The 23,946-nt window shown below is 65.5% G+C and carries 24 protein-coding genes; 14 read left to right on the top strand and 10 right to left on the bottom strand.

Annotated elements, in window-relative coordinates:
- Nucleotides 1-8: 8 nt before the first annotated feature.
- On the top strand, nt 9-182 hold the full coding sequence (locus AB0366_RS11785; RefSeq protein ID WP_037190120.1) for a hypothetical protein: 174 nt from the start codon (nt 9-11) through the stop codon (nt 180-182).
- A 14-nt stretch (nt 183-196) separates the two neighbouring features.
- Here AB0366_RS11785 and AB0366_RS11780 read toward each other — a convergent pair whose 3' ends face one another.
- Nucleotides 197-1,093: a diacylglycerol kinase gene (locus AB0366_RS11780; protein WP_366244091.1), complete on the bottom strand. Its 897-nt coding sequence runs from the start codon at nt 1,091-1,093 to the stop codon at nt 197-199.
- A 223-nt stretch (nt 1,094-1,316) separates the two neighbouring features.
- On the opposite strand from AB0366_RS11780, the gene AB0366_RS11775 reads away from it, so the two are divergent.
- The 5 genes from AB0366_RS11775 (at nt 1,317) to AB0366_RS11755 (ending at nt 5,213) form a co-directional block, all read left to right on the top strand.
- Entirely contained in the window at nt 1,317-1,955 is a 639-nt protein-coding gene (locus tag AB0366_RS11775) for a helix-turn-helix domain-containing protein (protein ID WP_366244089.1), read from the top strand.
- 87 nt (nt 1,956-2,042) lie between these two features.
- Nucleotides 2,043-3,215 carry a nucleotide disphospho-sugar-binding domain-containing protein gene (locus AB0366_RS11770; protein WP_366244088.1) on the top strand — a complete coding sequence of 391 codons (1,173 nt, stop codon included), beginning with the start codon at nt 2,043-2,045 and terminating at the stop codon, nt 3,213-3,215.
- A gap of 10 nt (nt 3,216-3,225) precedes the next feature.
- Nucleotides 3,226-3,417: a DUF3046 domain-containing protein gene (locus AB0366_RS11765; RefSeq protein WP_032397886.1), complete on the top strand. Its 192-nt coding sequence runs from the start codon at nt 3,226-3,228 to the stop codon at nt 3,415-3,417.
- Nucleotides 3,418-3,611: 194 nt separating this feature from the next.
- Nucleotides 3,612-4,649, top strand: coding sequence for a recombinase RecA (gene recA, locus AB0366_RS11760; RefSeq protein WP_008716921.1), 1,038 nt, complete (start codon nt 3,612-3,614; stop codon nt 4,647-4,649).
- Nucleotides 4,650-4,661: 12 nt separating this feature from the next.
- A complete protein-coding gene (locus AB0366_RS11755) occupies nt 4,662-5,213 on the top strand; it encodes a regulatory protein RecX (RefSeq protein WP_366244087.1) in 552 nt (183 codons plus the stop codon).
- Between the two features lie 106 nt (nt 5,214-5,319).
- Here AB0366_RS11755 and AB0366_RS11750 read toward each other — a convergent pair whose 3' ends face one another.
- The 4 genes from AB0366_RS11750 to AB0366_RS11735 form a co-directional block, all read right to left on the bottom strand.
- A complete protein-coding gene (locus AB0366_RS11750; RefSeq protein ID WP_366244085.1) occupies nt 5,320-6,192 on the bottom strand; it encodes an amino acid ABC transporter permease in 873 nt (290 codons plus the stop codon).
- Nucleotides 6,192-6,869, bottom strand: a complete 678-nt coding sequence (locus AB0366_RS11745; RefSeq protein ID WP_366244084.1) for an amino acid ABC transporter permease — start codon at nt 6,867-6,869, stop codon at nt 6,192-6,194. The genes AB0366_RS11750 and AB0366_RS11745 overlap by 1 nt, the downstream gene beginning before the upstream one ends.
- An 88-nt stretch (nt 6,870-6,957) precedes the next feature.
- Complete coding sequence (locus AB0366_RS11740; RefSeq protein ID WP_314144024.1) at nt 6,958-7,788, bottom strand: glutamate ABC transporter substrate-binding protein; 831 nt, start codon at nt 7,786-7,788, stop codon at nt 6,958-6,960.
- Nucleotides 7,789-7,841: 53 nt separating this feature from the next.
- Nucleotides 7,842-8,570: an amino acid ABC transporter ATP-binding protein gene (locus AB0366_RS11735; protein ID WP_170944851.1), complete on the bottom strand. Its 729-nt coding sequence runs from the start codon at nt 8,568-8,570 to the stop codon at nt 7,842-7,844.
- A gap of 276 nt (nt 8,571-8,846) precedes the next feature.
- Between AB0366_RS11735 and miaB the strand changes: the two genes are divergently transcribed.
- Nucleotides 8,847-10,370: a tRNA (N6-isopentenyl adenosine(37)-C2)-methylthiotransferase MiaB gene (gene miaB, locus AB0366_RS11730; protein WP_366244416.1), complete on the top strand. Its 1,524-nt coding sequence runs from the start codon at nt 8,847-8,849 to the stop codon at nt 10,368-10,370.
- Nucleotides 10,367-10,954 (top strand): hypothetical protein, encoded by a 588-nt coding sequence (locus AB0366_RS11725; protein ID WP_366244083.1) that lies wholly within the window; start codon nt 10,367-10,369, stop codon nt 10,952-10,954. The genes miaB and AB0366_RS11725 overlap by 4 nt, the downstream gene beginning before the upstream one ends.
- Nucleotides 10,955-10,995: 41 nt before the next feature.
- Here AB0366_RS11725 and AB0366_RS11720 read toward each other — a convergent pair whose 3' ends face one another.
- Nucleotides 10,996-12,483 (bottom strand): DUF349 domain-containing protein, encoded by a 1,488-nt coding sequence (locus tag AB0366_RS11720; protein ID WP_366244082.1) that lies wholly within the window; start codon nt 12,481-12,483, stop codon nt 10,996-10,998.
- A 151-nt stretch (nt 12,484-12,634) separates the two neighbouring features.
- Here AB0366_RS11720 and AB0366_RS11715 point away from each other — a divergent pair, with 151 nt between their 5' ends.
- The 5 genes from AB0366_RS11715 (at nt 12,635) to AB0366_RS11695 (ending at nt 17,897) form a co-directional block, all read left to right on the top strand.
- Entirely contained in the window at nt 12,635-13,357 is a 723-nt protein-coding gene (locus AB0366_RS11715; RefSeq protein WP_366244081.1) for a class III extradiol dioxygenase subunit B-like domain-containing protein, read from the top strand.
- The gene (gene miaA, locus AB0366_RS11710; protein WP_366244080.1) at nt 13,350-14,279 is read left to right on the top strand and encodes a tRNA (adenosine(37)-N6)-dimethylallyltransferase MiaA; all 930 of its coding nucleotides are present in this window, start codon (nt 13,350-13,352) and stop codon (nt 14,277-14,279) included. The genes AB0366_RS11715 and miaA overlap by 8 nt, the downstream gene beginning before the upstream one ends.
- A gap of 24 nt (nt 14,280-14,303) precedes the next feature.
- Nucleotides 14,304-15,173 carry a diaminopimelate epimerase gene (dapF, locus tag AB0366_RS11705; protein WP_366244079.1) on the top strand — a complete coding sequence of 290 codons (870 nt, stop codon included), beginning with the start codon at nt 14,304-14,306 and terminating at the stop codon, nt 15,171-15,173.
- Nucleotides 15,174-15,426: 253 nt separating this feature from the next.
- Nucleotides 15,427-16,803 (top strand): GTPase HflX, encoded by a 1,377-nt coding sequence (gene hflX, locus AB0366_RS11700; RefSeq protein ID WP_230596240.1) that lies wholly within the window; start codon nt 15,427-15,429, stop codon nt 16,801-16,803.
- A 5-nt stretch (nt 16,804-16,808) separates the two neighbouring features.
- Nucleotides 16,809-17,897: a hypothetical protein gene (locus AB0366_RS11695; RefSeq protein ID WP_366244078.1), complete on the top strand. Its 1,089-nt coding sequence runs from the start codon at nt 16,809-16,811 to the stop codon at nt 17,895-17,897.
- Between the two features lie 9 nt (nt 17,898-17,906).
- On the opposite strand, the gene AB0366_RS11690 is transcribed toward AB0366_RS11695, so the two are convergent.
- Genes AB0366_RS11690 through AB0366_RS11675 form a run of 4 tightly spaced genes read right to left on the bottom strand, consistent with a single transcriptional unit; the run spans nt 17,907 to nt 22,037 of the window.
- Nucleotides 17,907-18,164, bottom strand: coding sequence for an HPr family phosphocarrier protein (locus AB0366_RS11690; protein WP_366244077.1), 258 nt, complete (start codon nt 18,162-18,164; stop codon nt 17,907-17,909).
- Nucleotides 18,165-18,207: 43 nt separating this feature from the next.
- Nucleotides 18,208-20,253 carry a fructose-specific PTS transporter subunit EIIC gene (locus AB0366_RS11685; RefSeq protein WP_366244076.1) on the bottom strand — a complete coding sequence of 682 codons (2,046 nt, stop codon included), beginning with the start codon at nt 20,251-20,253 and terminating at the stop codon, nt 18,208-18,210.
- Between the two features lie 9 nt (nt 20,254-20,262).
- Complete coding sequence (locus AB0366_RS11680) at nt 20,263-21,273, bottom strand: 1-phosphofructokinase family hexose kinase (RefSeq protein WP_366244075.1); 1,011 nt, start codon at nt 21,271-21,273, stop codon at nt 20,263-20,265.
- Nucleotides 21,270-22,037 carry a DeoR/GlpR family DNA-binding transcription regulator gene (locus AB0366_RS11675; RefSeq protein WP_366244074.1) on the bottom strand — a complete coding sequence of 256 codons (768 nt, stop codon included), beginning with the start codon at nt 22,035-22,037 and terminating at the stop codon, nt 21,270-21,272. The genes AB0366_RS11680 and AB0366_RS11675 overlap by 4 nt, the downstream gene beginning before the upstream one ends.
- A 170-nt stretch (nt 22,038-22,207) precedes the next feature.
- Between AB0366_RS11675 and ptsP the strand changes: the two genes are divergently transcribed.
- Nucleotides 22,208-23,938: a phosphoenolpyruvate--protein phosphotransferase gene (gene ptsP, locus AB0366_RS11670; RefSeq protein ID WP_366244073.1), complete on the top strand. Its 1,731-nt coding sequence runs from the start codon at nt 22,208-22,210 to the stop codon at nt 23,936-23,938.
- The last annotated feature ends 8 nt before the right edge of the window (nt 23,939-23,946 follow it).

Raw genomic sequence — 23,946 nt, 5'->3', positions numbered from 1 at the left:
GAGCAATCATGTTCTGGAAAGTACTGGGATTCATCGTTCTGATCTGGATTGCGCTCGCGCTTCTGGGCACCATCATCAAGGGTGTCTTCTGGCTCGTGGTGGCCGGCGCGATCGTGTTGGGACTGGTGTGGCTGTACAAGGCGATCTCGTCGAACGACGATCGGTCGTCGCTGAAGTTCTGACGCGACGGTACCGGTCACCCACGAGACGCTGAACCCTGATCGACGAACACTCGAAGTGCCCGCGGCACGCAACGTGCGGTAACAGGTAGTTCTGCGACACGCTCCCCGTCCGCATAGGCGACGATTCCGTCGCACCGAAGCGTGACCTGAGTCGAGGTGTAGGTGTCGACCTCCGGCAAGTCGATGTGTGTTCCCCGATAGAGAGTCGGCGACAGTCCGAGCAGTCGCGTCCGACTCACCGCGCGAACCACGGTGACATCGAGCAGGCCGTCGTCCACCCGCGCGGCAGGGCACACGACCATGCCGCCTCCGTAGCTCCTGCCGTTTCCGACCGCGACCAAGGTGGCGTCGAGGCGAAGTTCGGCATCGTCCAGTTCGATGACGTACGGAAGCTTTTCCAGTGATGCCAGCTGTAGCATCATGGCCGCGTTGTACCGGAGAGGTCCACGTGGCCAACGCAGTCGCTTGGCCCTCTCGGTGACCAGAGAGTCGAAACCACTGGACAGGACGGTGGCGAACCAGCGCTCGCCGATCCGTCCGAGATCGATTGCGCGCGTGACGTTGTCGGCGACGATGTCGGCTGCATGGGCAGCATCGTCGCGAGGCAGGCCCAGAGTCCGGGCCAGATCGTTGCCGGTGCCGGCCGGGATGAGGCCCATCGGAACGTCGGTGCCGGCGAGCACTTGAACGACGAGATTGACGAGCCCGTCGCCGCCGACGGCGACCACGGCGTCCGTACCGCTGCCGACGGCCTTCTCGAGCAATGTCAGCGCATCTCCTGGTGTGCGGCCTTCGATGGCCGTGACGTGAAGTTCTCGCTCCCTCAGGCGCGCCACGGCGCGCCGTCCGGCGTGCCCTGCGCGCCCACCTCCGGCCATCGGATTGGTCAACACCGTCACCGAACGGGTCACGGTCGCAACGATTCGTCGATCACATCGATCAGCTTGCCAGGGTTGACGATTGCCGTGGTGGTGACCGAGACGATTCATCGCCGGATGCCTCCGGCGTACATTGCGTACGAGTGTTACCGGTGATTTCCGGGCCCAATGTGCGTGTAACCGTGAGGTACTGTAACGAAAGAGACTGTTATCGCTGGAAATACAGTCCTTTTGTCCGAATTGCGAAGGGTGGCACGTGATCGAGCAGCCGGTGTCGAGTCCTGTCTCGTCCGAGCCCCCGCAGTCGCCCTCCCCAACCGGTACTCCCGAGAAATCGGTCGAGGACACCGTTCTCGACGCGGCCCGGTCCTGCATCCTCGAACACGGAGTCAAGCGCACGACCTTGGCCGAGATCGCGCGTCGTGCCAAGGTCAGCAGGCCCACCGTGTACCGGAGATGGGCCGACACGCGAGCAGTGGTGTCGAGCCTGCTCACACGTGAGATCGGTGCCCTGATTCCGACTTTCGACGCCACCGCGTCGGCTCGCGATCAGATCGTGACTGCGGTGGGCGAAGTGGCCGACCGCATTCGACTCCATCCGCTGTTCGTGAAAATTCTGCGTTCCGATTCCGACGTGCTGGCCACCTACATTCTGCATCGACTCGGAACAAGTCAGTCGTTGATCATCGACGCACTGTCTTCTCTGGTCGTTGCCGGACAACGTGATTCCTCGATTCGGGCGGGGGACCCCACCACTCTGGCCACGCTGGTGCTACTGATGGTGCAGTCTGCGGTGCAGTCCGCGGAGATGGTCTCCGAGCGCGTCTCCGGTACCGAGGTGACGCGCCAGATGGCGTATGCAGTCGACAGCTACCTCCGGCCCGAGAGTGCGTGAACGAGGCTACGTCGATCGCGATCCGGACCGATTGCCTGATCTCGGCACACGTCGAGCGGTACGCCTCGAGTGTGGCACGCTGGGTTCGTGCGAGTAGCAGTGGTGGCCGGGCCCGATCCGGGGCATGCCTTTCCGGCAATCGCGCTGTCTCTGCTCTTCCGCGCGGCCGGCGACGAACCGATCCTGTTCACCGGTAGTCGGTGGGTGCCCGACGCGCATGCCGCGGGGCTGCGGGCGCTTCCATTGGGTGGCCTTGCACCGCGGCCGGAGGACGACGATCTCGATGCCGGACAACGCATCCACTCACGGGCGGCGTTCGTCTCGACCGAGTTGCTACCCGACCTCGAGCGGGAGAACGTCGATCTCGTTGTATCCGACATCCTGACCGCAGGCGGCGGTATGGCCGCGGAGCGGCTCGGTATCCCCTGGGTGGAGCTCTCGCCCCATCCACTGTATTCGCCCTCGAAAGGGTTGCCTCCCATCGGAAGTGGCTTGGCTCCGGGCACCGGGGTTCGCGGCAGGCTGCGCGATACCCTGATGCGCGCGTTGACGGCACGCTCGATCGCTCAGGGGAGAGCTCAGCGGTCCCGTGCACGGACGAGTATCGGGCTGCCTGCCGAGGATCCGGGCCCGGCTGCTCGGCTCGTCGCCACCATTCCCGCGCTCGAGGTGCACCGTCCCGACTGGCCGCAGGACGCTCACGTGGTCGGCCCGCTCCTGTGGGAACCGACGGACGACCTGCTCGATGCTCCCGACGGCTCGTCACCGCTGGTGATGGTCGCGCCGTCGACAGCGTTCACCGGCGCGGAGGGAATGCTCGAGATGGCGCTGAAAGGGTTGGACGGCAAGGGCGTTCGGGTCGTGGCGTCCGTTCTCGACGGAGGCCCCGACGTACTCCCGAACTGGGCGAACGCAGGACTGGGCCGCCAGGACGAACTTCTGCGACATGCCGATGTGGTGGTGTGCGGCGGTGGCCACGGCATGCTGGCCAAGGCGCTCATCCACGGCGTTCCGGTGGTGACCGTCCCCGGCGGTGGTGATCAATGGGAGCTGGCGAACCGCGCCGCCCGGCAGGGGAGTGCCGTCATCGTACGACCCGCTACGCCGGCCTCGATCGCCGACGCGGTGGCCACAGTGCTGTCCGATCCGCGCTACGCTCGAGCAGCGGAGTCGGCGGCGGACGGGGCGCAATCCGTCGAGGATCCGGTGTCCGTCTGTCATCGGGTGCTCGCCCGTAGCACTCCGCCGCGCGGGCGTTAGGGTTGTCGTTGTGCGTCTGACCGAATTTCGTGAACTGCTCACCGAGGAGTTCGGCTCCGTTCGTGGCGATTCCCTGCTGACCGATCATGTGCTGTCCGGTATAGGCCGAACCGGAGCGCAGGCGATCGAGGACGGCGTGGATCCACGGGAAGTGTGGCGATCGATCTGTTACGAGTTCGATGTGCCGAGAGAACGCTGGTAGCTCCCGGGGACCTTTCGATCCTCTCGGCGTGTCGATTGCTGCGGTAGTTGACTCGAACACGTGTTCCCCTATGCTTGTGTCAACGGTTGCCGGGCGGTTTCGAGAAACTTCTTGTCGGTACCCCGATCTAGCGTTACCGACGACAAAGCTGATCGACACGACACAGCTGAACGACACGACACAGGGAGCTCACGATGGCTGCATACGATCGCGACAAAGCACTCGATCTCGCACTCGCGCAGATCGACAAGAACTTCGGCAAGGGTTCGGTGATGCGCCTCGGTGACGAGGTCCGCCAGCCCATTGCCGTCATCCCCACGGGATCGATCGCGCTCGATGTGGCACTCGGCATCGGAGGGTTGCCGCGTGGACGTGTCATCGAGGTCTACGGTCCGGAATCCTCGGGTAAGACCACCGTTGCCCTTCACGCGGTGGCCAGTGCTCAGCGCGCCGGCGGCATCGCCGCCTTCATCGACGCCGAGCACGCTCTGGATCCGGACTACGCGAAGAAGCTCGGTGTCGACACCGATGCACTGCTGGTGTCGCAGCCCGATACCGGTGAGCAGGCTCTCGAGATCGCCGACATGCTGATCCGTTCGGGTGCTCTCGACATCCTCGTGATCGACTCGGTGGCGGCACTGGTACCGCGCGCCGAGATCGAGGGCGAGATGGGCGACAGTCACGTGGGTCTGCAGGCCCGCCTGATGAGCCAGGCCCTGCGCAAGATCACCGGTGCCATGAGCAACTCCGGTACCACCGTCATCTTCATCAACCAGCTGCGCGAGAAGATCGGCGTCATGTTCGGCTCTCCCGAAACCACCACCGGTGGTAAGGCATTGAAGTTCTACGCCTCGGTTCGCCTCGACATCCGCCGCATCGAGACCCTGAAGGACGGAACCGACGCCATCGGTAACCGCACCCGTGTCAAGGTGGTCAAGAACAAGGTTGCGCCGCCGTTCAAGCAGGCCGAGTTCGACATCATCTACGGCAAGGGCATCAGCCGCGAAGGCTCGTTGATCGACATGGGCGTCGAGCACGGCTTCATCCGTAAGTCGGGTTCGTGGTTCACCTACGAAGGGGACCAGCTCGGCCAGGGCAAGGAGAACGCCCGCAAGTTCATGCTCGAGAACCCGGACGTGCGGGACGAGATCGAGAAGAAGATCATGGAGAAGCTGCAGATCGGCGCGGACGTCACCGCAGAAGAGCCCGCAGCTGCTCCGGTCGACTTCTAACCTGTCGTCGCTGTGCAGCAGCGAGACGAAGGCGGCGGCACCGAGGCGCAGGCGAAAGATGTCTGCCTTCGGCTGCTGACCGACCGAGCGCGCAGCAGGCACGAACTCGAAGCCAGCCTGGCCAAGAAGGGTTTCACTACCGAGATCGCGAACGCTGTTCTCGACCGGCTCGAGAAGGCCAAACTGGTCGACGACGAATCGTTCGCGCAGCAGTGGGTGCAATCCCGGCACAAATACTCCGGCAAGGGCAAACGTGCGCTGAGCATGGAGCTCCGCAACAAGGGAGTCAGCAACGAACTCGCTGTGCACGCGCTGGATACGATCGATGCCGACGACGAGCGTCAGCGCGCAGCCGAGTTGGTACGCAAGCGGTTTCGCACACTGCAGTTGCCCGATCCGAGTGGACCCGACGCTCGCGCCGAACGAGACAAGGTAGTGCGCAAACTGGTCGGCATGCTCGCACGCCGTGGCTACTCCCAATCGATGGCTTTTGCGGTGGTCAAAGAGCAACTCGACCGCGCAGGAGCCGACACCGATGACTTCGACGGCCCCGACTCGATGTGATCGTCCACCTCGAGCCGGTGCCGTCGAGAAACAGTAAGGCCCGCAACACCATCGGTGTTGCGGGCCTTACTTGTCGGGGGCTATCTCAGTTGCGGCCGACGCGAGGTCAGGCTGCCTGACCTCCGTCGAGAGCCGGCACTGGACCGGTTGTATCCGGTTTGCGCTTGCGAGATCGCAGACGTCGCTCGACTACGGTGGCCAGCTTGGTCAACGCAGAGTTGATGATGATCATGATGACGGCGACGATCACCAAGGACGGCAGGTAGTTGCTATAGAACGCGCCGACCTGTTGACCCGATCGCACCACTTCGACGTAACCGATGACGTAGCCCAACGCCGAGTCCTTCAGCGCCACCACCATCTGCGAGATGATCGCAGGCAACATCGCGGTGACGGCCTGGGGGAGCAGAACCAGCAACATGACCTGGCTCTTGCGCATTCCGAGAGCCGATGCTGCTTCCCGCTGGCCCTTGGGCAACGAATTGACACCGGCACGCACGATCTCGGCGATGACCGAACCGTTGTACAGCGTGAGGCCCGTGACCACTGCAGCCAAGGCCAGGTACTTGACCTTGAAGACCTCGTAGTCGGCGTAGACGGCGTACAGGAAGATCATCAGGATCAGCACCGGAACGGCGCGGAACACCTCGACGAATGCGCCGCTGATCCCGCGAACCACTCGGTGATCGGACAACCGTCCGATACCGAGGGCGGCACCGAGAACCAGGGCGAACACGATCGACAGGGCCGCCGCCACCAGCGTGCCCTGAATGCCGGGCAACAGATAGGTAGTCCACGTGGTCGATTCGAGGAACGGATCCCACTTCTCTGCGGTCAACTGCCCCTTGGAGTCGAGTGCCCGGTAGATGAGAAACGCGATTCCGAGAGAGATGACGGCAACTATGCCGGACAGAATTCGGTATCGCAGAACCGCTTTCGGCCCCGGAACGTCGTAGAGAACTGCTACTGCATCACTCATCATGACACCGCCAATCGCTTGCTGATGTAGCCGAACAGCAACCCGGTCGGGAGCGTCAGGATCATGAAGCCGAGCGCGAAGATTCCGCCGACTACGAAGATCGCGGCCTCGTTCTCGATCATCTCCTTCATCAGGAACGAGGCCTCGACGACGCCGATGACCGATGCGATGGTCGTGTTCTTCGTAAGTGCGATCAGAACGCTGCCCAGCGGTCCGATCACGGCCCGGAACGCCTGCGGCAGAACGACAATGCTCACATTCTGCGTGAACGTCATGCCGAGTGAGCGGCCCGCTTCGGCCTGACCGACCGGTACCGTATTGATGCCCGATCGCAGTGACTCGGCGACGAACGACGCCGTGTACACGCTCAAGCCCAGAACAGCGAGCCGGAAGTTGTTGTCCACCAGCCCAGTCGGCGACGACTGCGAGGCCAACGAGACACCCAGGGTTTGAAACAGGCCGAACGATGTGAACAGGATGATCAACGTCAGGGGCGTGTTTCGGAAGATTGTGACGTACACGGTGGCGATCGCGCGCGCGATCGGTATCGGAGAGACGCGCATGGCGGCTACAACCGTGCCGATGATCAGCGCACCGATCGCCGATAGCACCGTCAGCTGAATCGTCGTGATGAACACGTCGATGAGCTGACTGCCGTACTTGCTCAGAAGGTTCAAGGTGCCTCAGGTCCTTACGGCTCAGAGAAAATTCGGGTCGCTGAGCTCCGCTGTCTCGAAGCAGCAGAACTCAGCGACCTCCTGGGAATCAGTAGCGATCGACGGTGGGTGCCTCGGGCAGGGGGTAGCCCGATGCGCCGACAGTGTCGTTGAAGGCCTGTTCCCAGGCACCGCTGGAAATCATCTCTTCGATGGCGTCGTTGATCTGGTTGCGTCCCTCGGTGTCGTCCTTGCTCAGGCCGATGCCGTAGTTTTCCGTGGTGAACGGTTCGCCAACGACCTTGAGCTGGCCTGGGAACTGGGCGGCGTAGCCGGCGAGGATGATGTCATCGGTGGTGACCGCATCGATCGAACCGTTGTTGAGGGCCTCGACACATGCCGAATACGTGTCGTAGTTCTGAAGCTGCACTCCGGGGTATTCATCGGCGATGTTCTGTGCCGGGGTGGATCCGGAGACCGAGCACAGACGCTTGCCCTCGAGGGAAGCAGGTCCGGTGATGTCGGTGTTGTCCTGGCTCACCAGCAGCGACTGGCCCGCCACGAAGTACGGTCCGGCGAAGCCGACCTTTTCCTTGCGCGTATCGGTGATCGAGTAGGTGGCGACGATGTAGTCGACCTCACCGTTTTCGATCAGGGTCTCCCGCTGGGCCGAGGGGGACTCCTTGAACTCGATGTTGGCCTCGTCGACTCCGAGCTGGCCGGCGACGTACTTGGCCACCTCGACGTCGAATCCGCTGAACGTTCCGTCGGGATTGCGTAGCCCCAGGCCGGGCTGATCGAACTTGATGCCGACGATGAGGTTGCCGGATTCGGCACTGGTCGAGATAGAGCGTGCCTCCTCGCCGCCGCCGCAGGCGGTCGCAACGATGGACAGGGCGGCAAGTGCAACTCCGAGGCGGATCGGGCGGGTGATTCTCACTATGAATGTCCTTAGGGATCGGGTGGGGCGAACGGAATGAACGGTGAAGCGGGTCAGTGGCCGAGGATCTTGCCGAGGAAGTCCTTGGCTCGTTCGGACTTGGGAGATTTGAAGAAGGTCTCCGGATCGGTGTCCTCGACGACGGCGCCGTCGGCCATGAAGATGACGCGGTCGCCGGCCTTGCGGGCGAAGCCCATCTCGTGGGTGACGACGAGCATCGTCATTCCCTCTTTCGCGAGCGAGGTCATGACGTCGAGTACCTCGTTGACCATCTCGGGGTCGAGGGCCGAGGTGGGCTCGTCGAACAGCATCACCTTCGGGTTCATGGCCAGGGAGCGAGCGATGGCGACGCGCTGCTGCTGACCACCGGAGAGCTGAGCGGGGTACTTGTCCGCCTGGTTGGCGATGCCCACACGCTCGAGAAGGGCCAGGGCGCTCTTCTCTGCCTCGTCCTTCTTCTGCTTGCGTACCTTCATCGGCGCGAGCATGACGTTCTGCAGAATCGTCTTGTGCGCGAACAGGTTGAACGACTGGAAGACCATGCCCACGTCGGCACGCAGTGCGGCCAGGGCCTTGCCCTCGGCGGGGAGCAGGTCTCCGTCGACTTCGATGGCACCGGAGTCGATCGGCTCCAACCGATTGATCGTGCGGCACAGGGTCGACTTGCCCGATCCGGAAGGACCCACGACGATGACGACCTGTCCGGCCGGCACTTCCAGGTTGATGTCCTTGAGGACGTGCAGATCACCGAAATGTTTGTCGACGGATTTGAGCGAGATCATCGAAGGTGCGCCCGGCGGGGGAGTCGATGCCGGCGCGTCGGTGGCGTGCGTCATAGATCGAAACCCTATGCGTAGTTTCCTCGCCGACCGGTGTTTTCGCCCGTCATCTTCGATTATGTAATGGAAACTTTACTGACGGTCCGCATCGGCCCTGGACAGTCACCGGTGGGGCCCTCGACCCCGGCGTGCCGGTCGGTGCGATGGACGTACCCTGGAGGGGTGCAAACGAGTGTTTTTCCGACCGTGGACGTGACCGAACACGGGGTTTCCGAGCCCGTGCCGTTCACCGACGGGTCGGCGACGAGTCCCCGCAGCTACGAAGTGCGTACGCACGGTTGTCAGATGAACGTCCACGATTCGGAGCGGTTGTCCGGGTTGCTCGAGGAAGCGGGCTACGTTCCTGCCGACGCAGGCACCGACGCAGATCTGGTCGTGTTCAACACGTGCGCGGTGCGCGAGAACGCCGACAACAAGCTGTACGGCAACCTGGGTATGTTGCGGCCCGCGAAGACGCGGAACCCCAACATGCAGATCGCCGTGGGCGGTTGCCTGGCACAGAAGGATCGCAACACCGTCGTAGAGAAGGCGCCGTGGGTCGACGTCGTCTTCGGAACCCACAACATCGGGTCGTTGCCGGTATTGCTCGAGCGCGCCCGGCACAACGAACAGGCACAGGTCGAGATCCTGGAGTCCCTCGAGGCGTTCCCGTCGACCCTGCCTGCGAAGCGCGAATCGGCATACGCGGGCTGGGTGTCGATCTCGGTGGGCTGCAACAACACCTGCACGTTCTGCATCGTCCCGGCCCTGCGCGGCAAGGAAATCGACCGCAGGCCGGGGGACATCCTCGCCGAGGTACAGGCTTTGGTGGATCAGGGCGTACTCGAGGTGACGTTACTCGGCCAGAACGTCAATGCGTACGGTGCTTCGTTCGCCGATCCGGACATGCCTCGTGACCGCGGCGCGTTCGCTTCACTGTTGACCGCATGCGGCTCGATCGAGGGCCTCGAGCGTGTGCGGTTCACGTCCCCGCACCCGGCCGAGTTCACCGACGACGTCATCGAGGCGATGGCGTCCACCCCGAACATCTGTCCCACCTTGCACATGCCGCTGCAGTCCGGATCGGATCGAATCCTCAAGGCGATGCGCAGGTCCTACCGGCAGAGCAAGTTCATGGGCATCATCGACAAGGTCCGTGAGGCCATGCCGCACGCGGCTGTCACCACCGACATCATCGTCGGTTTTCCGGGTGAGACCGAAGAGGACTTCGAGCAGACGCTCGACGTGGTGCGGCGGGCGAAGTTCGCCAACGCCTACACCTTCCAGTACTCCAAGCGGCCGGGAACGCCCGCCGCCGACATGCCCGACCAGGTGCCCAAAGAAGTTGTGCAGGAACGGTACCTGCGATTGATCGCCCTGCAGGAGGAGATCGTTCTCGCGGCCAACCAGGCTTTGATCGGTACCGAGGTCGAGCTGCTCGTCGCCACCGGTGAAGGTCGCAAGAACGCGGCAACCCATCGGATGAGCGGGCGAGCCAGGGACGGCCGACTGGTGCACTTCGCGGTCGACGCCGATCGCGTGAGCGAGATCCGCCCGGGCGACGTCGTCACGACCACACTCACTGCGGCCGCCCCGTACCACCTCATCGCCGATGCCGGCGTGCTCACCCACCGCCGTACGGCTGCAGGAGACGCCCACGAACGTGGAGTGATGCCGAAGACGGCACCGATCGGCGTCGGCCTCGGACTTCCCTCGATCGGCGCACCGGCGCCGCTACCGGTAGAGACAGGATGCACCGCATGACAGACACAGACGGACCCGATCGCGTCGTACCCTCTCGATCAGCGGAGGAGCTGAGTCGAACGGAGAGGGCGGTGATGACCGAGCTGGACCCGGGCGCGCGGGCCATGGTCGTGGCCGGGCTGGTGCTGGTCCTGTTGGTCACGTTCGCGTTGCCGCACACCGGATCGGCCAGCGGGTTCGACGTGCTCACGGGCAGCGATGCCGCAGTTGCCGAATCGATCGCCCTGCCGTCGCGCGTCTTCGTCGTGCTGGTACTGACGTTCGGTGTGGTGATGTCGGTGCTCGCGCTCGTCACCCGGATATGGGCGCTGGCCTGGGCCGCCCTCGCAGGGTGTGCGGTGTCCTCGGTGTACGGGATGCTCTCGATCTGGACACGGCAGACCGTGCCGGACAACCTGCAGGGTGCCGGACCGGGAATCGGCCTGATCATCGCGTGGATCACCGTCATCGCATTGACGTTCCACTGGCTCAAGGCCGTGTGGAACAAGACGAACGCCCAGCTCGCAGCTCAGGAGCAGCGGCGCATCGCCGCCGCGTCGGGCGAACAGAAGCTGCGCCTGTGGGACGGCCGTTCGGCCCCGTAGGTCCGATCGGCCGCCCCCGGGTCAGGAGTGGAGCCGGCGAATCACAACTCGTCGACGGCGCTCTCTGCTGCGTCGGCCCACTCGCGCCACTGCTGCGCCTGTGCGAGCGCCCGCTCGGCGTCCTTGGTCTTGCCTGCTGCGGTCGCCTTCGCGGCCTGATCCTCGAACTGAGCCACCCGCTCGCGGAACTGGGCGGCGCGGGCGACGGCCTCGGGGTCGGAACGACGCCACTGCGACTCCACGGCGTCGTGGACGGACTTCTCGATCGCCCTCAATTTGCCTTCGAGTTCGCCCATCTTCTCGCGCGGAACCTTGCCGATGGCATCCCACTTGTCCTGCAGGTCACGCAGTGCCGAACGGGCCGCATCGAGGTCCTTGCTCGGATCGATGTGGGTCTTTGCCAGCAGAGCTTCCTTGGCCTCGGCGTTGGACTCGAACTCGGCATCGCGCTCGGAAGCCGCGGCGTTGCGAGCGGCGAAGAACACGTCCTGTGCGGCCTTGAAGTTCTTCCAGAGGGCGTCGTCGGCATCGCGTGGGGCGCGACCGGACGCCTTCCACTCCACCAGCAGATCGCGGAACGCGGCTGCGGTGGGACCCCAATCCGTGGACGACGACAAGGCTTTCGCCCGTTCGACGAGTTCTTCCTTCCGGGTCTTGGCCGCACCGCGCTCACGATCGAGATCGGCGAAGTGTGCGCCGCGGCGACGGTTGAAGTTCTCCCGTGCCTTGGAGTACCGCTTCCACAAGGCATCGTCGATCTTGCGGTCGACCCCGCGGATCGTCTTCCACTCGTCGAGGATTTCTCGTAGCCGGTCTCCCGCGTGCTTCCACTGGGTCGATTCGCTGCCGATCTGCTCGGCTTCGACGGCGAGCGCTTCCTTACGTGCCGTGTGTTCGGCCCGTTCGAGCTCCTTCTCGTGCTTGGCCACCGCTGCGGCAGCATCCGAATGCTCGACCACCGCGTCGAGCCGCCTGGCGAGCAGGTCGAGGTCGCCGATCACTGCCGCAGTCGGCAGGCTCTCCAACAGCGCGGACGCTGCGGCCTTGGTCTTCTTGGCATCGCCCGTACCGGAGGTCAATCGAGCTTCGAGCAGACCGACCTCGGTGGCCAGATCGTCGTAGCGCCGACCGAAATGAGCGAGCCCTTCCGCTGCGTCTCCGGCCTGCCAGGACCCGATCTGTCGCTCGCCGTCCGAGGTGGTCACCCACGCGGTGCCGTCGTCGTCGACTCTGCCGAATTTGCTGGGGTCGCTCGCCGGCGTGACCGTCGGGATCGCGGTGGGGACGTGGGAGGGGGTCGGGTGAGGTTTGGCACCGGCCGAACCGCCGGGACGAGGAGAGGCGGGACCCGGGACGCCTGGCCTGGGTCCTCCACCGGGCTTCGGTCCACCGCCCGGCTTGGGTCCACCTCCGGGCTTGGGTCCGCCGTGGTTCGCCGCACCGGGCGCGGTGGCACCGGGGGTCTGGGCGGGTGCATCCGAGGATGCAGCCTCGGGGGTGGTGGGGGTGCCGGCGTTCGGGTCGGTCATTGTTCCTCATCTCTGCCGCGCGTCACGGCTGCCTCAATCGCGATCTGGACACCATTGAACTAGGTGACGACCGATCGGACCATTGAAACAGCTCAGACGACTCGAGGTGGACTCGTCCGGCCAAGTTGCACCAGCGACTAGCGTGGTACTCGTGTTTCGTGCCGCGGCCCTGGTGCCCTCTCCGCCGTTGCTGGTCCCCGAATTGATGGGCGCGGGGGCGGCCGAGACGGCCGATCTTCGGACCGCCGCCGTCAGCGCGACGACTCACTTGGCGTCGATGGTCGACAGCTGGATCGTCCTCGGCGTCGATCGCACGTCGTCCACGTACGGCGAGGCCACGGTCGGCACGTTGCGGGGCTTCGGAGTCGATGTGGTGGTGAGCCTGTCCGGCGGCACAGCGCAGACTGCCGCAGACCCGGACCTGCCGCTGGCCGTTCTGATCGCGGGGTGGCTGCGAGGAGTGGCTGCGCCCGACGATGCGGTCGAGGTCCGCACGATCCCGGCCGATGCGAGCACCGAGTGGTGCGCCGAGTTCGGCGAGCAGCTGCGCCGCGAGCTCGATGCTTCGGCGGAGAACTGGGGTGTTCTGGTGCTGGCAGACGGAGCGAACACGTTGACTCCGAAGGCCCCTGGATCGTTCGACGAGCGCGCCGAGGAGCTCCAGCGCCGGATCGACGATGCCCTCGCGAGCGCCGACGTCGATGCATTGGCGGGTCTGGATCCAGACCTGTGCGCATCGCTCGGAGTCGGCGGCAGAGCGGCATTGCAGGTGCTGGCAGCGCTCGCCGGAGCCGATGCGACAACGACGAGCGAGCTCTACCGAGGCGCTCCCTTCGGGGTCGGGTACTTCGTGGGGACCTGGGCTCGTGACTGACGGGGCGAGCGATTCGGCCACGACTCCGATCGCGGTCATCGGGCCGACTGCCGCAGGCAAATCCGATCTGGCTCTCGATCTGGCCGAGGAACTCGGCGGCGAAATCGTCAATATCGACGCCATGCAGCAGTACCGGGGGATGGACATCGGGACCGCGAAACTGCCCGTCGCGGAGCGGCGCGGAATTCCGCACCATCAACTCGATGTGCTCGAGGTCACCGACATCGCCACCGTCGCGCGGTACCAAGCGGCTGCGGTCGCCGACGTCGAGGACATTCGATCGCGGGGTCTGCGGCCGATCATCGTCGGCGGATCGATGATGTACGTGCAGTCGTTGCTCGACGAATGGGCCTTTCCGGCCACCGACCCCGTCGTCCGAGCGAAGTGGGAAGCAGTCCTCGAACGCGACGGCGTCGAGGAGATCCATCGGGCGTTGACGGCCGCCGATCCCGAGGCTGCCGCATCGATCCTGCCCACCGACGGCAGGCGCATGGTCCGGGCGCTCGAGGTGGTGGAGCTGACCGGGCAGCCGTTCGCGGCCTCGGCCCCGAAGATCGGCGCACCTCGCTGGGGCACGGTGGTGTTGGGAGTCGACCGCGACACAGCAGAACTGGACGATCGGATCGCCGAGCGCACTCGGCTGATGTTCGAGAGCGGACTGCTCGACGAGGTGGAGGGGCTGCTCGCCTCGGGACTACGGGAGGGCGTCACCGCGTCGCGGGCGATCGGGTACGCGCAGGCTCTCGACGTGTTGGCGGGGGAGTACGACGTCGAGTTCGCACGCGAACGGACGTTCATCGGAACCAGACGCTACGTGCGACGCCAGCGATCCTGGTTTCGCCGCGACGAACGCGTTCGTTGGCTCGACGGTGCCTCGCCCACGCTGAGGTCGGACGCCTTGTCTGCGATCGACCCCTCGTAGCCGAACCCCCGTAGACTCGCGGCCATGGAATTCGCCAAAGGCCACGGAACTCAGAACGACTTCGTCGTACTGCCGGATCCGGCAGCCGAGCTCGAACTCACCAGGTCGGCGGTCTCGGTGTTGTGCGATCGACGCCAGGGCCTCGGTGCCGACGGAATTCTGCGCGTCGCGCGGGCCGGTGTGCTCCGAGATGCAGGCGTACTCGACCGAATTCCGTCGGGTGTCGAGCCCGAGGACTGGTTCATGGACTACCGCAACGGCGACGGCACCATTGCCGAGATGTGCGGCAACGGTGTCCGCGTGTTCGCGCACTACTTGCGGGTGCACGATCTCGAACAACGCGACCAGTTCGTGGTGGGTTCGCGGGCCGGCGCGCGCGCTGTGACCGTCCACTCGTTCGACGACACCGACGCCGATGTCACCGTGGCGATGGGTGACGTCACGCTGATGGGCTCGAGCTCGGTGACCCTCGCGGGCGGAACGTACGAGGGCGTCGGAATCGACGTCGGCAATCCTCACCTGGCCTGTGTCGACGGTGCATTGACGCGCGCATCTCTCGGCGCTCTGGACTTGTCCGCACCACCGACGCTGGACACCGAGTTCTTTCCCCACGGTGCGAACGTCGAGATCCTGACCAGGCTCGACGACGGTGCCGTCGAGATGCGCGTGTTCGAGCGTGGCGTCGGGGAGACGCGATCGTGTGGCACCGGAACCGTGGCTGCGGCCGCAGCCGCGCTGTCCTACGAGGGTCACGAGACCGGGGAGGTGAGCGTCGGTGTGCTCGGCGGTCGGGTACGCGTGGCCATCGATCACGTCGGAGCCACTCTGCGCGGACCGTCGGTGCTGCTGGCCCGCGGCGAGATCGACGACCGGTGGCTGAAGGCTCAGTCCTGACGATCGCACCGGCCTCGGCATCCGCCCGGACCGAAACCCGCGTGCATACGCTGGGCTTTTCGTGGATCATGGAGCTCGTATGACGAACTCACATGAAACATCCCCTGCGGGCGAACCGGTCGACGACAGTCGCGACGATATCGACGGTGCTCCCGAAACCGAATCCGCCTGGACTCGTGAAGAGTCCGACGCGTGGTCGAGGCGACTGGCTCGGTCTCCGCTGAACGACGAGAACTCCCCGTCCTCCGGCGACATGCAGCTCGAAGATCGCACCGCGCTACGTCGAGTGGCCGGACTGTCCACCGAGCTCACCGACGTCACCGAGGTCGAGTACCGGCAGCTGCGCCTCGAACGCGTCGTGCTGGTCGGAGTCTGGACCACCGGCACGGCCGCGCAGGCCGAGTCCAGCATGACCGAGCTGGCTGCACTGGCCGAGACCGCCGGCTCGGAGGTACTCGAAGCGCTGATGCAGCGACGCGACAAGCCCGATGCCGCGACGTACATCGGCTCCGGTAAGGCCAAGGAGGTACGCGACATCGTCCTCGCGACCGGCGCCGACACGGTGATCTGCGATGGTGAACTGACGCCTGCTCAGCTCAATGCGCTGGAGAAGGTCGTCAAGGTCAAGGTCATCGATCGCACCGCGCTGATCCTCGACATCTTCGCCCAGCACGCGACCTCGCGAGAAGGCAAGGCGCAGGTCGCCTTCGCGCAGATGGAATACATGTTGCCCAGGCTTCGCGGCTGGGGCGAATCCATGTCGCGGCAGGCCGGTGGACGGGCAGGCAGCAACGGTGGTGTGGGTCTGCGCGGACCGGGTGAGACGAAGATCGAGACCGACCGTCGACGCATCCGTGAGCGGATGGCCAAGCTGCGCCGCGAGATCAAGGGCATGAAGCAGGCCCGCGACACCAAACGCGAACAGCGCCTGAGCGGTACGGTGCCGTCGATCGCGATCGTGGGGTACACGAACGCAGGCAAATCGAGTCTGCTGAATGCGCTCACCGGATCCGGTGTGTTGGTTCAGAACGCACTGTTCGCCACCCTCGATCCCACCACGCGCAAGTCGACGCTCGAAGACGGCCGCGAGATCGTGCTGACCGACACCGTCGGCTTCGTTCGGCATCTTCCGACTCAGTTGGTCGAAGCGTTCCGCTCGACGCTCGAGGAAGTCACCGATGCAGATCTGCTGCTGCACGTGGTCGACGGATCGGATCCTCTTCCGATCGATCAGATCAAGGCCGTGCGCGAGGTGATCACCGAGGTGGTTCGCGAACAGGATGCGAAGATGCCGCCGGAGTTATTGGTGGTCAACAAGATCGACGCTGCCGATCCGGTTCAGTTGACTCAATTGCGTGGATTGCTCGACGGCGCTCGGTTCGTGTCGGCCAAGACCGGCGAGGGAATCGACGCTCTGCGGGATCACTTGGCCGAGATCCTCTCCGAGCCGGACGTGTTGGTCGACGTTCTCGTGCCCTACACGCGTGGTGATCTGGTCGCGCGAATCCACACCGATGGCCGGATCGTGAAATCCACCCACGAGGAAGAGGGCACACGCGTGGAAGCTCGTGTGCCGCAGTCACTTGCGGCAGCGCTCGTCGAATTCACGGCGACCGTGCCCAGCGTCTGACCTCGGTGGGGCCACGGCTGGTGGTGGGCGGAGCGGTGGCGGCTGCAGTCGCCGCGACGATCGCGTTCTCGGGTACTGCCTTCGCTGCGCCGATCGAGACCGAAACGTATTGTCGGCCAACAGATCCCGGCCTCGCCGAGTTGTCGGGGCTGACCTCGATCGACGGGGTCCTGTACGCGATCGGTGACAGCGGAGCCGATGATCGGGTCGCGGTGCTCGGTGCCGACTGCTCGGTGCAGCGATGGATCGACGTGCCCGTCGACCCGTACGACGTCGAGGACCTGACGTCGTACGACGGCTCGCTGTGGTTGGCGGACATCGGCGACAATCAGATGCGCCGCGACACGGTGGCATTGACGCGATTGGACCCGGCCTCGGGTGCGGGAGAACTGTACCGACTGACCTATCCCGACGGCGCGCACGACGCCGAGACGATACTGATCGAGCCCGGTGGTAGGCCGGTGATCGTGACGAAGGAGCTCTCGGGCGTGAGCGGGGTGTACGTACCTGCCGGCGACGAATCCGTCGCCGATCTGTCCAGCCCTGGGCCGACGCCGATGCGCAAGGTCGGAGATCTGGCATTCACGGCAACCGACACGGTCGGTGGGCCGCCGTTCGTGGTCGGATCGATACTGGCGACCGGGGGAGCGGTGAGCGCCGACGGTGCCGTGGCAGCAGTGCGTACCTACACCGACGCCTACCTGTTCCGCCCGTCGGGCGGGGACATCGCGTCGACGTTGGTCGATCCGACAGCGTCTCGTGCCGTGGTGCCGTTGCCCGATCAGCCGCAGGGTGAGGCATTGGTCTTCACCGACGACGGGTCCTTGCTCATCGCATCCGAGGCAGGATTCGGACCCGCCGAGGCCACTCTTCCGCCCATTCTGAGGATCCCCGACGCGGTAGCGCTCGACACGTCCACGCCCGAACCTGCTGCTGTGGAGCCGGTATCGCCGACCGTCGTTCCCGACCAGCCTGCGCAGACGCCGACAGCGACGGACTCGGAATGGACATTCCGAGCGGCCGTCGCTGCCGGTGTGGTGCTGATCGCCGGAGCGGTGGGATTCACCGTCCGGCGATCGATGCGTTCTCGCTAGAAGCTGGACCTATGCGTCCAAGTCTGCTTCGACGAGTGCGACCACTTTGTCGTGTGCTGCCTGGTCGTCGCTGGTGACGGTGACTTCGGTGCCCTTGGTGGCCCCGAGCGTCATGATCATCAGGGCCGAACCTGCGTCTACGGGCTCCGAGTCGGCCACTGCGAGGGTGACGTCCACGCCGGCTTCGGCGACGGCGTCGGCGATCAGTGCTGCGGGTCGAGCGTGCAGACCGATCGAGGATCCGACGGCGACTGTGGTGCTGGGCATGTGGTGCTCCTTCGTAGTGGGGTTGTTGCGATCGTAGCGAGTGTCAGACGGTGGCGAGTGCGGGATCGAGTTCGGCGTCCGACGGGGCGTTCTTGCTCTTGACGAACTGCTTGGCGGAGACGACCAGGAACGCGGAGACGATGGTGCCCGCCGCCAGCGAGAGGATGAACCACAGGATGTTGCCGATCGCGAAGAACACGAAGATGCCGCCGTGCGGTGCGCTGAGGGTGACGTCGAACGCCATGATCATCGCGCCGGTCACTGCGCCGCCTGCCATCATCGAGGGGATGACGCGGAACGGATCGGCCGCTGCGAACGGGATTGCGCCCTCGGAGATGAATGCAGCTCCCAGGAACCATGCAGCCTTGCCGTTCTCGCGCTCGGCTTCGGTGAACAGGCGTGCGCGAACGGTCGAGGCGAGTGCCATGGCCAGGGGCGGCACCATTCCTGCGGCCATGACCGCTGCCATGATGCGAAGCGAGGCGGTATCGGTGACCGACAGGCCTGCGGTGGCGAATGCGTAGGCAGCCTTGTTGACCGGTCCACCGAGGTCGAAGCACATCATCAGGCCGAGAATGATGCCGAGGATGATGACCGAGGAACCGCTGAGGCCGTTGAGCCAGTCCGTGAGTCCACTGGTGATCGCGGCGAGTGGCTTGCCGAGCAGCAGGAACATGATCGCGCCGACGATGAGGGTGGCGAACAGCGGAATGATGACGACGGGCATGAGGCCGCGCAGAACCGTGGGGATCTTCCACTTGCTGATCCACAGTGCGACGAAGCCGGCGATCAGACCACCGACGAGACCGCCGATGAAGCCTGCACCCACCAGAACGGCCACCGCGCCTGCGGTGAATCCTGGTGCCAGACCTGGCCTGTCGGCAATGGCGTAGGAAATGTAGCCGGCCAGCGCGGGCACCAGGAAGCTGAAGGACAGCGCGCCGATCTGGAAGAGCACGGCACCGAGGTAGGCGGCGATTCCGCCTTCGGGCAGCGAGGTGATGGAGTTGTTGACGACGATACCCTCGGCGACATCCTTGATTTCGTATCCGCCGAGCAGGAAGCCCAGGGCGATCAGCAGACCACCGGCAGCGACGAACGGGATCATGTAGCTGACGCCGGTGAGCAGGATCTGGCGGATGCGGGTGCCCCAGCCGAGTTCGCCTGCGGACTCGTTCGAGCCGGCCGCCACTGCGGTACCGCCGACGCGAGCGGCGTCCGGATTCAGCGCAGCGCGCAGGGCTTCGGTGAGCATGACATCGGGCTCGTTGATGGCGCGCTTGACGCCGGAGGAGATGACGGGCTTGCCGGCGAAACGCTCGCGGCCCTTGACGCCCACATCGGTGGCGAAGATGACTGCCTCGGCTCCGGCGATGATCGAGGGGTCCAACGGCGTGCTGCCGCTCGAGCCCTGGGTCTCGACATGAACCGTGACTCCGGCACGCTCACCCGCTGCGACGAGTGAATCGGCAGCCATGTAGGTGTGCGCAATTCCGGTGGGGCAGGCGGTGACCGCGACGATGTGCTTGGGGGCAGTGGCCTCGGCCGGGACAGCGGCCGCGCTGTGCTTGGCGGTCGACACGGGAGCTGCCGCAGGGGTCGTCGAAGCCGGCTTCGCCGCCGGGTTGATGACACCGTCGACGAGGGTGACGATCTCGGCAGCCGAGGACGCGTTGCGCAGCGAGGTGACGAACTCCGGCTTGACCAGTGCGCGCGCCAGGCTCGAGAGCAACTTCATGTGCGCCGAACCGGCACCGGCCGGCGCTGCGATGAGGAAGACGAGGTCGGCCGGGCCGTCGGGGGCACCGAAATCGACCTTGGGGTTCAGCCGGGCGAATCCGAGCGAGGCGGAGGTGACCGCTTCGGAGCGGCAGTGCGGGATGGCGATGCCGCCGGGCAGGCCGGTTGCCGACTGCGCTTCGCGGGCCAGAGCGGCGTCGCGCAGGGCATCGGTCTCGGTTGCGCGACCCGCGGAAGCCAGAACGCCTGCGAGGCGTTCGATGACGGCTTCCTTGGATTCGCCGAGATCGGCGTCGAGGAGGATCAGATCCTCGGCGATGATCTGCTGATCTTCGGTGGGGGTGGACATTGCGGGCTCCTAGAGACGGTTCGAAGAAGGGGAGAGCGTGGACGGGCTGACGGAGGTGGGGATGTCGAGCGCACGGACCGTCACCGAATTCGGGTGGGTCTGCTCGGGCAGTGGAAGCGTGGTGCCTGGAAGCGCGGTTGCTGCCGTTCCGTAGGCGACGGCGCGGCGAAGTTTGTCTGCGTCGGAACAGTTCTCGGCATCGGCGAGGATGTAGCCGGCGAGCGAGGAATCGCCTGCGCCGACCGTGCTGACCGCGGTGATCGGGGGCGGGCTGGCGTACCAGGAACCGTCCTCGGTGACCAGTACGGCTCCGGCACTGCCGAGAGTGGCCAGTACCGCGCCGACGCCTCGGCCGAGAAGGATCGTGCTGGCTGCGATCGCGGCCGTCGGATCACCCTGCGCCGCTGCGCTTTCCAGCTCTTCGGAATCGTACCCGGTGAGTTGGGCGAGTTCCTCGGAATTGGGTTTGATCAGATCGGGTGCCGACGCCGGGAACGCCGCCGCGAGTGCGAGCAGTGGCTCGTCGGAGGTGTCCACCGCAACTTTCGCCGACGTGGCACGCAGCGCAGTGACGAGCTCGGCATACCAGTCGACGGGGAGGCCCGGCGGAAGCGAACCGGAGAGAACCACCCATTCGGCATCGACTGCGAGAGAGAGGATCCGCTCCCGCAGCTCCGCGCGGGTCCGCTCCGACACCGTGGCACCGGGCTCGTTGATCTTGGTGGTGGTGCCACCGACCTCGCTCACCGTGATGTTGGTCCGTGCAGGACCCGACGTCGGAACCGCGGAATACCGCACTCCCTTCGCGGCCATCGCGTCGAGCAGGGGGTCTCCGGTGTTGGCCGGGAGCACCGCAAGCGCCTCGACTCCCGATCCGCCGAGTACGCGAGCGACGTTGACGCCCTTGCCTCCTGGGTCGGTGGACGACGTCGATGCCCGGTGTACGCCACCGCGGACGAGCGGCGTGTCGAGTGTGACCGTCCGGTCCATGCTCGGGTTGGCCGTGAGTGTGACCATCATGCGATCACCACCTCGATTCCTTTGTCGCTGAGTTTCTTACGGTCGTTGGTCGAGATGTCGCTGTCGGTGACGATGACATCGATGGAGCCCACTCGGGCGAAGCTGACCAGGTGCTCGCGGCCGATCTTCGACGAATCCGCCAGCACCACAACGTGGTTCGCCGCCTCGACCATGGCACGCTTGACTGCTGCCTCGTCGCTGTCGGGAGTGGACAGTCCGTGCCCGACGCTGATGGCGTTGGTGCCGATGAACGCGACGTCCACACGGAGCCATTCGAGGGCGCTCAGCGCTTCGTCGCCGACAGCCGCCTGAGTGGTCCCACGTACCCGACCGCCGAGCAGTCGAAGGCTGACACTCGGCATCGTCGCGGCGCGAGCGGCGATCGGGACCGAGTTGGTCACCAACGTCAGCTCACGATCGTGGGGAAGCAAACCGGCGAGTCGGCCCGTTGTGGTGCCGGCATCGAACACGGCGCTGCCCCCGACCGGCGGCAGGAAGGACAGGGCGGCGGCCGCGATCGCGTCCTTCTGATCGGCGCGGGTGAATTCGCGTTCCGAGACGCCCGGTTCGAGTGTGGTCAGCGCCGATGCGGGTACTGCTCCACCATGGACGCGGCGCACGACGCCCATTCGATCGAGGGTGGCGAGGTCGCGTCGCACAGTTTCTGTGGTGACGCCGTAGGTGGCAGAGAGATCGTTGACGGAGACGCGTCCCTGGGTGCTGATCAGTTCGGCTATGGAGTGCTGTCGTTCTTCTGCGTACACCTGCGTCTCCTTCCATGTTGATGTTGCTTTATGTTGTTTTACGCCCGTGTGTGTTGACATGTCAAGGGTTTGGAGTAATCTCGGTCACAACACATACGAGTGATGGCCCCCACCACAGCTCGCCGGACAGTACGAAGACCTTTGTTCACGCAGGATCCGAGGAGGACCACATGACGGGATCGGTTAGCACCGTTTCGACCGGACACAGCGACACGACAGTCGATGCAGCCGGAACCGGAGCAGCGCAGACCACGCTGCACGGCACGCCTGTCGTGCCCGGCGTCGGATACGGCCGAGTGATCCGCCCCGGTGCCCGTCCCGCCATCCCAGCCGACACCGGCGAGGTGGCCGAGGCGGATCGAGGTGCCGAGAAGGACGTCTTCGACGCCGCAGCGAACGCCGTCGCCGCTCGCCTGCGTGGTCGCGCGGAGCTGGCGACCGGAGCTGCCTCGGAAGTCCTGTCGGCCAACGCCGCGATGGCAACGGACCGCGGTTGGCTCGGAGCCGCGCGCGCCTCGATCGCGAAGGGCAGTTCGGCGGTCACCGCCACTGCCGCGGCCACCGAGAAGTTTGCCGCGATGTTCACCCAGCTCGGCGGGCTGATGGCCGAGCGCGTGACCGATCTGCGCGACATCCGCGACCGAGTCATCGCCGAGATCCTCGGCGTGCCGGAGCCCGGTGTCCCGGTTCCGGACGAACCGTCGGTGCTGTTCGCCGACGACCTGGCACCCGCCGACACCGCAGGCCTCGACCCTGCGCTGATCGTGGGTCTGGCCACCTCGCTGGGCGGTCCGACCAGTCACACCGCGATCATCGCGCGCCAGCTGGGCATTCCCTGCATCGTTGCCGTGGCCGGCCTCGACGACATCGCCGCGGGTACGAACGCATCGGTCGACGGCACCAGCGGCCGCATCGAACTCGAGCCCGACGCCGAGTCGGCCCGCGCCGCCGTCGTCTCTGCCCGCGACGAGCTGGACCGGGTGTCCCAGTGGGTCGGCCCCGGTACCACCGCCGACGGCCACGCGGTCGACATTCTCGCCAACGTCCAGGACGGTGCCGGTGCCCGCGCAGCACGGTCCAGCGCAGCGGACGGCGTCGGACTGTTTCGGACCGAACTGTGCTTTCTCGACCGCGACTCCGAACCCACCGTCGACGAGCAGGCCGAAATCTACGCCCAGGTACTCGACGCGTTCGCGGGCAAGAAGGTCGTCGTGCGAACTCTCGACGCAGGCTCGGACAAGCCACTTCGGTTCGCCACGCATCCCGACGAGGCCAACCCGGCACTGGGCATCCGCGGCATCCGCATCGCCGAAGCCGACCGCGGGATTCTGTACCGCCAGCTCGACGGCATCGCAGCGGCCGCCAAGGCGACCGACTCCTCCCCGTGGGTGATGGCTCCGATGATCGCGACCGCGCTGGAGGCGAAGGATTTCGCCGCCGACGTGCGCGAGCGCGGACTCACCCCCGGCGTCATGATCGAGATCCCCGCCGCCGCGCTGCTCGCCGAACACATCCTCGAGCACGTCGACTTCCTGTCGATCGGCACCAACGACCTGGCTCAGTACACGATGGCCGCCGACCGTATGTCCGCTCAGCTCGCCGGCCTGACCGATCCGTGGCAGCCGGCCGTGCTGGCACTCGTGGCGCACACCGCGGCCGCGGGAGCCAAGGCGGGCAAACCCGTTGGCGTCTGCGGTGAGGCCGCTGCTGATCCGCTGCTGGCCTGCGTGTTGGTCGGACTCGGCATTACCTCGCTGTCGGCGGCATCGGCTGCCGTCGCGCACGTGGGGTCGAAGCTGGCGACGGTCACGCTCGATCAGTGCAAGGAAGCGGCCGCCGCAGCCCTCGAGACGGACAGCACCGCCGCTGCCCGCGAGGCAGTGAGTGCGATCCTCGGCTGATCCAATAG

Source organism: Rhodococcus sp. NPDC076796 (assembly GCF_040702765.1).
Classification (GTDB): domain Bacteria; phylum Actinomycetota; class Actinomycetes; order Mycobacteriales; family Mycobacteriaceae; genus Rhodococcoides.
The sequence above is the reverse complement of the archived record's forward strand: the minus strand, read 5'-3'. Positions and strand labels throughout refer to the sequence as shown.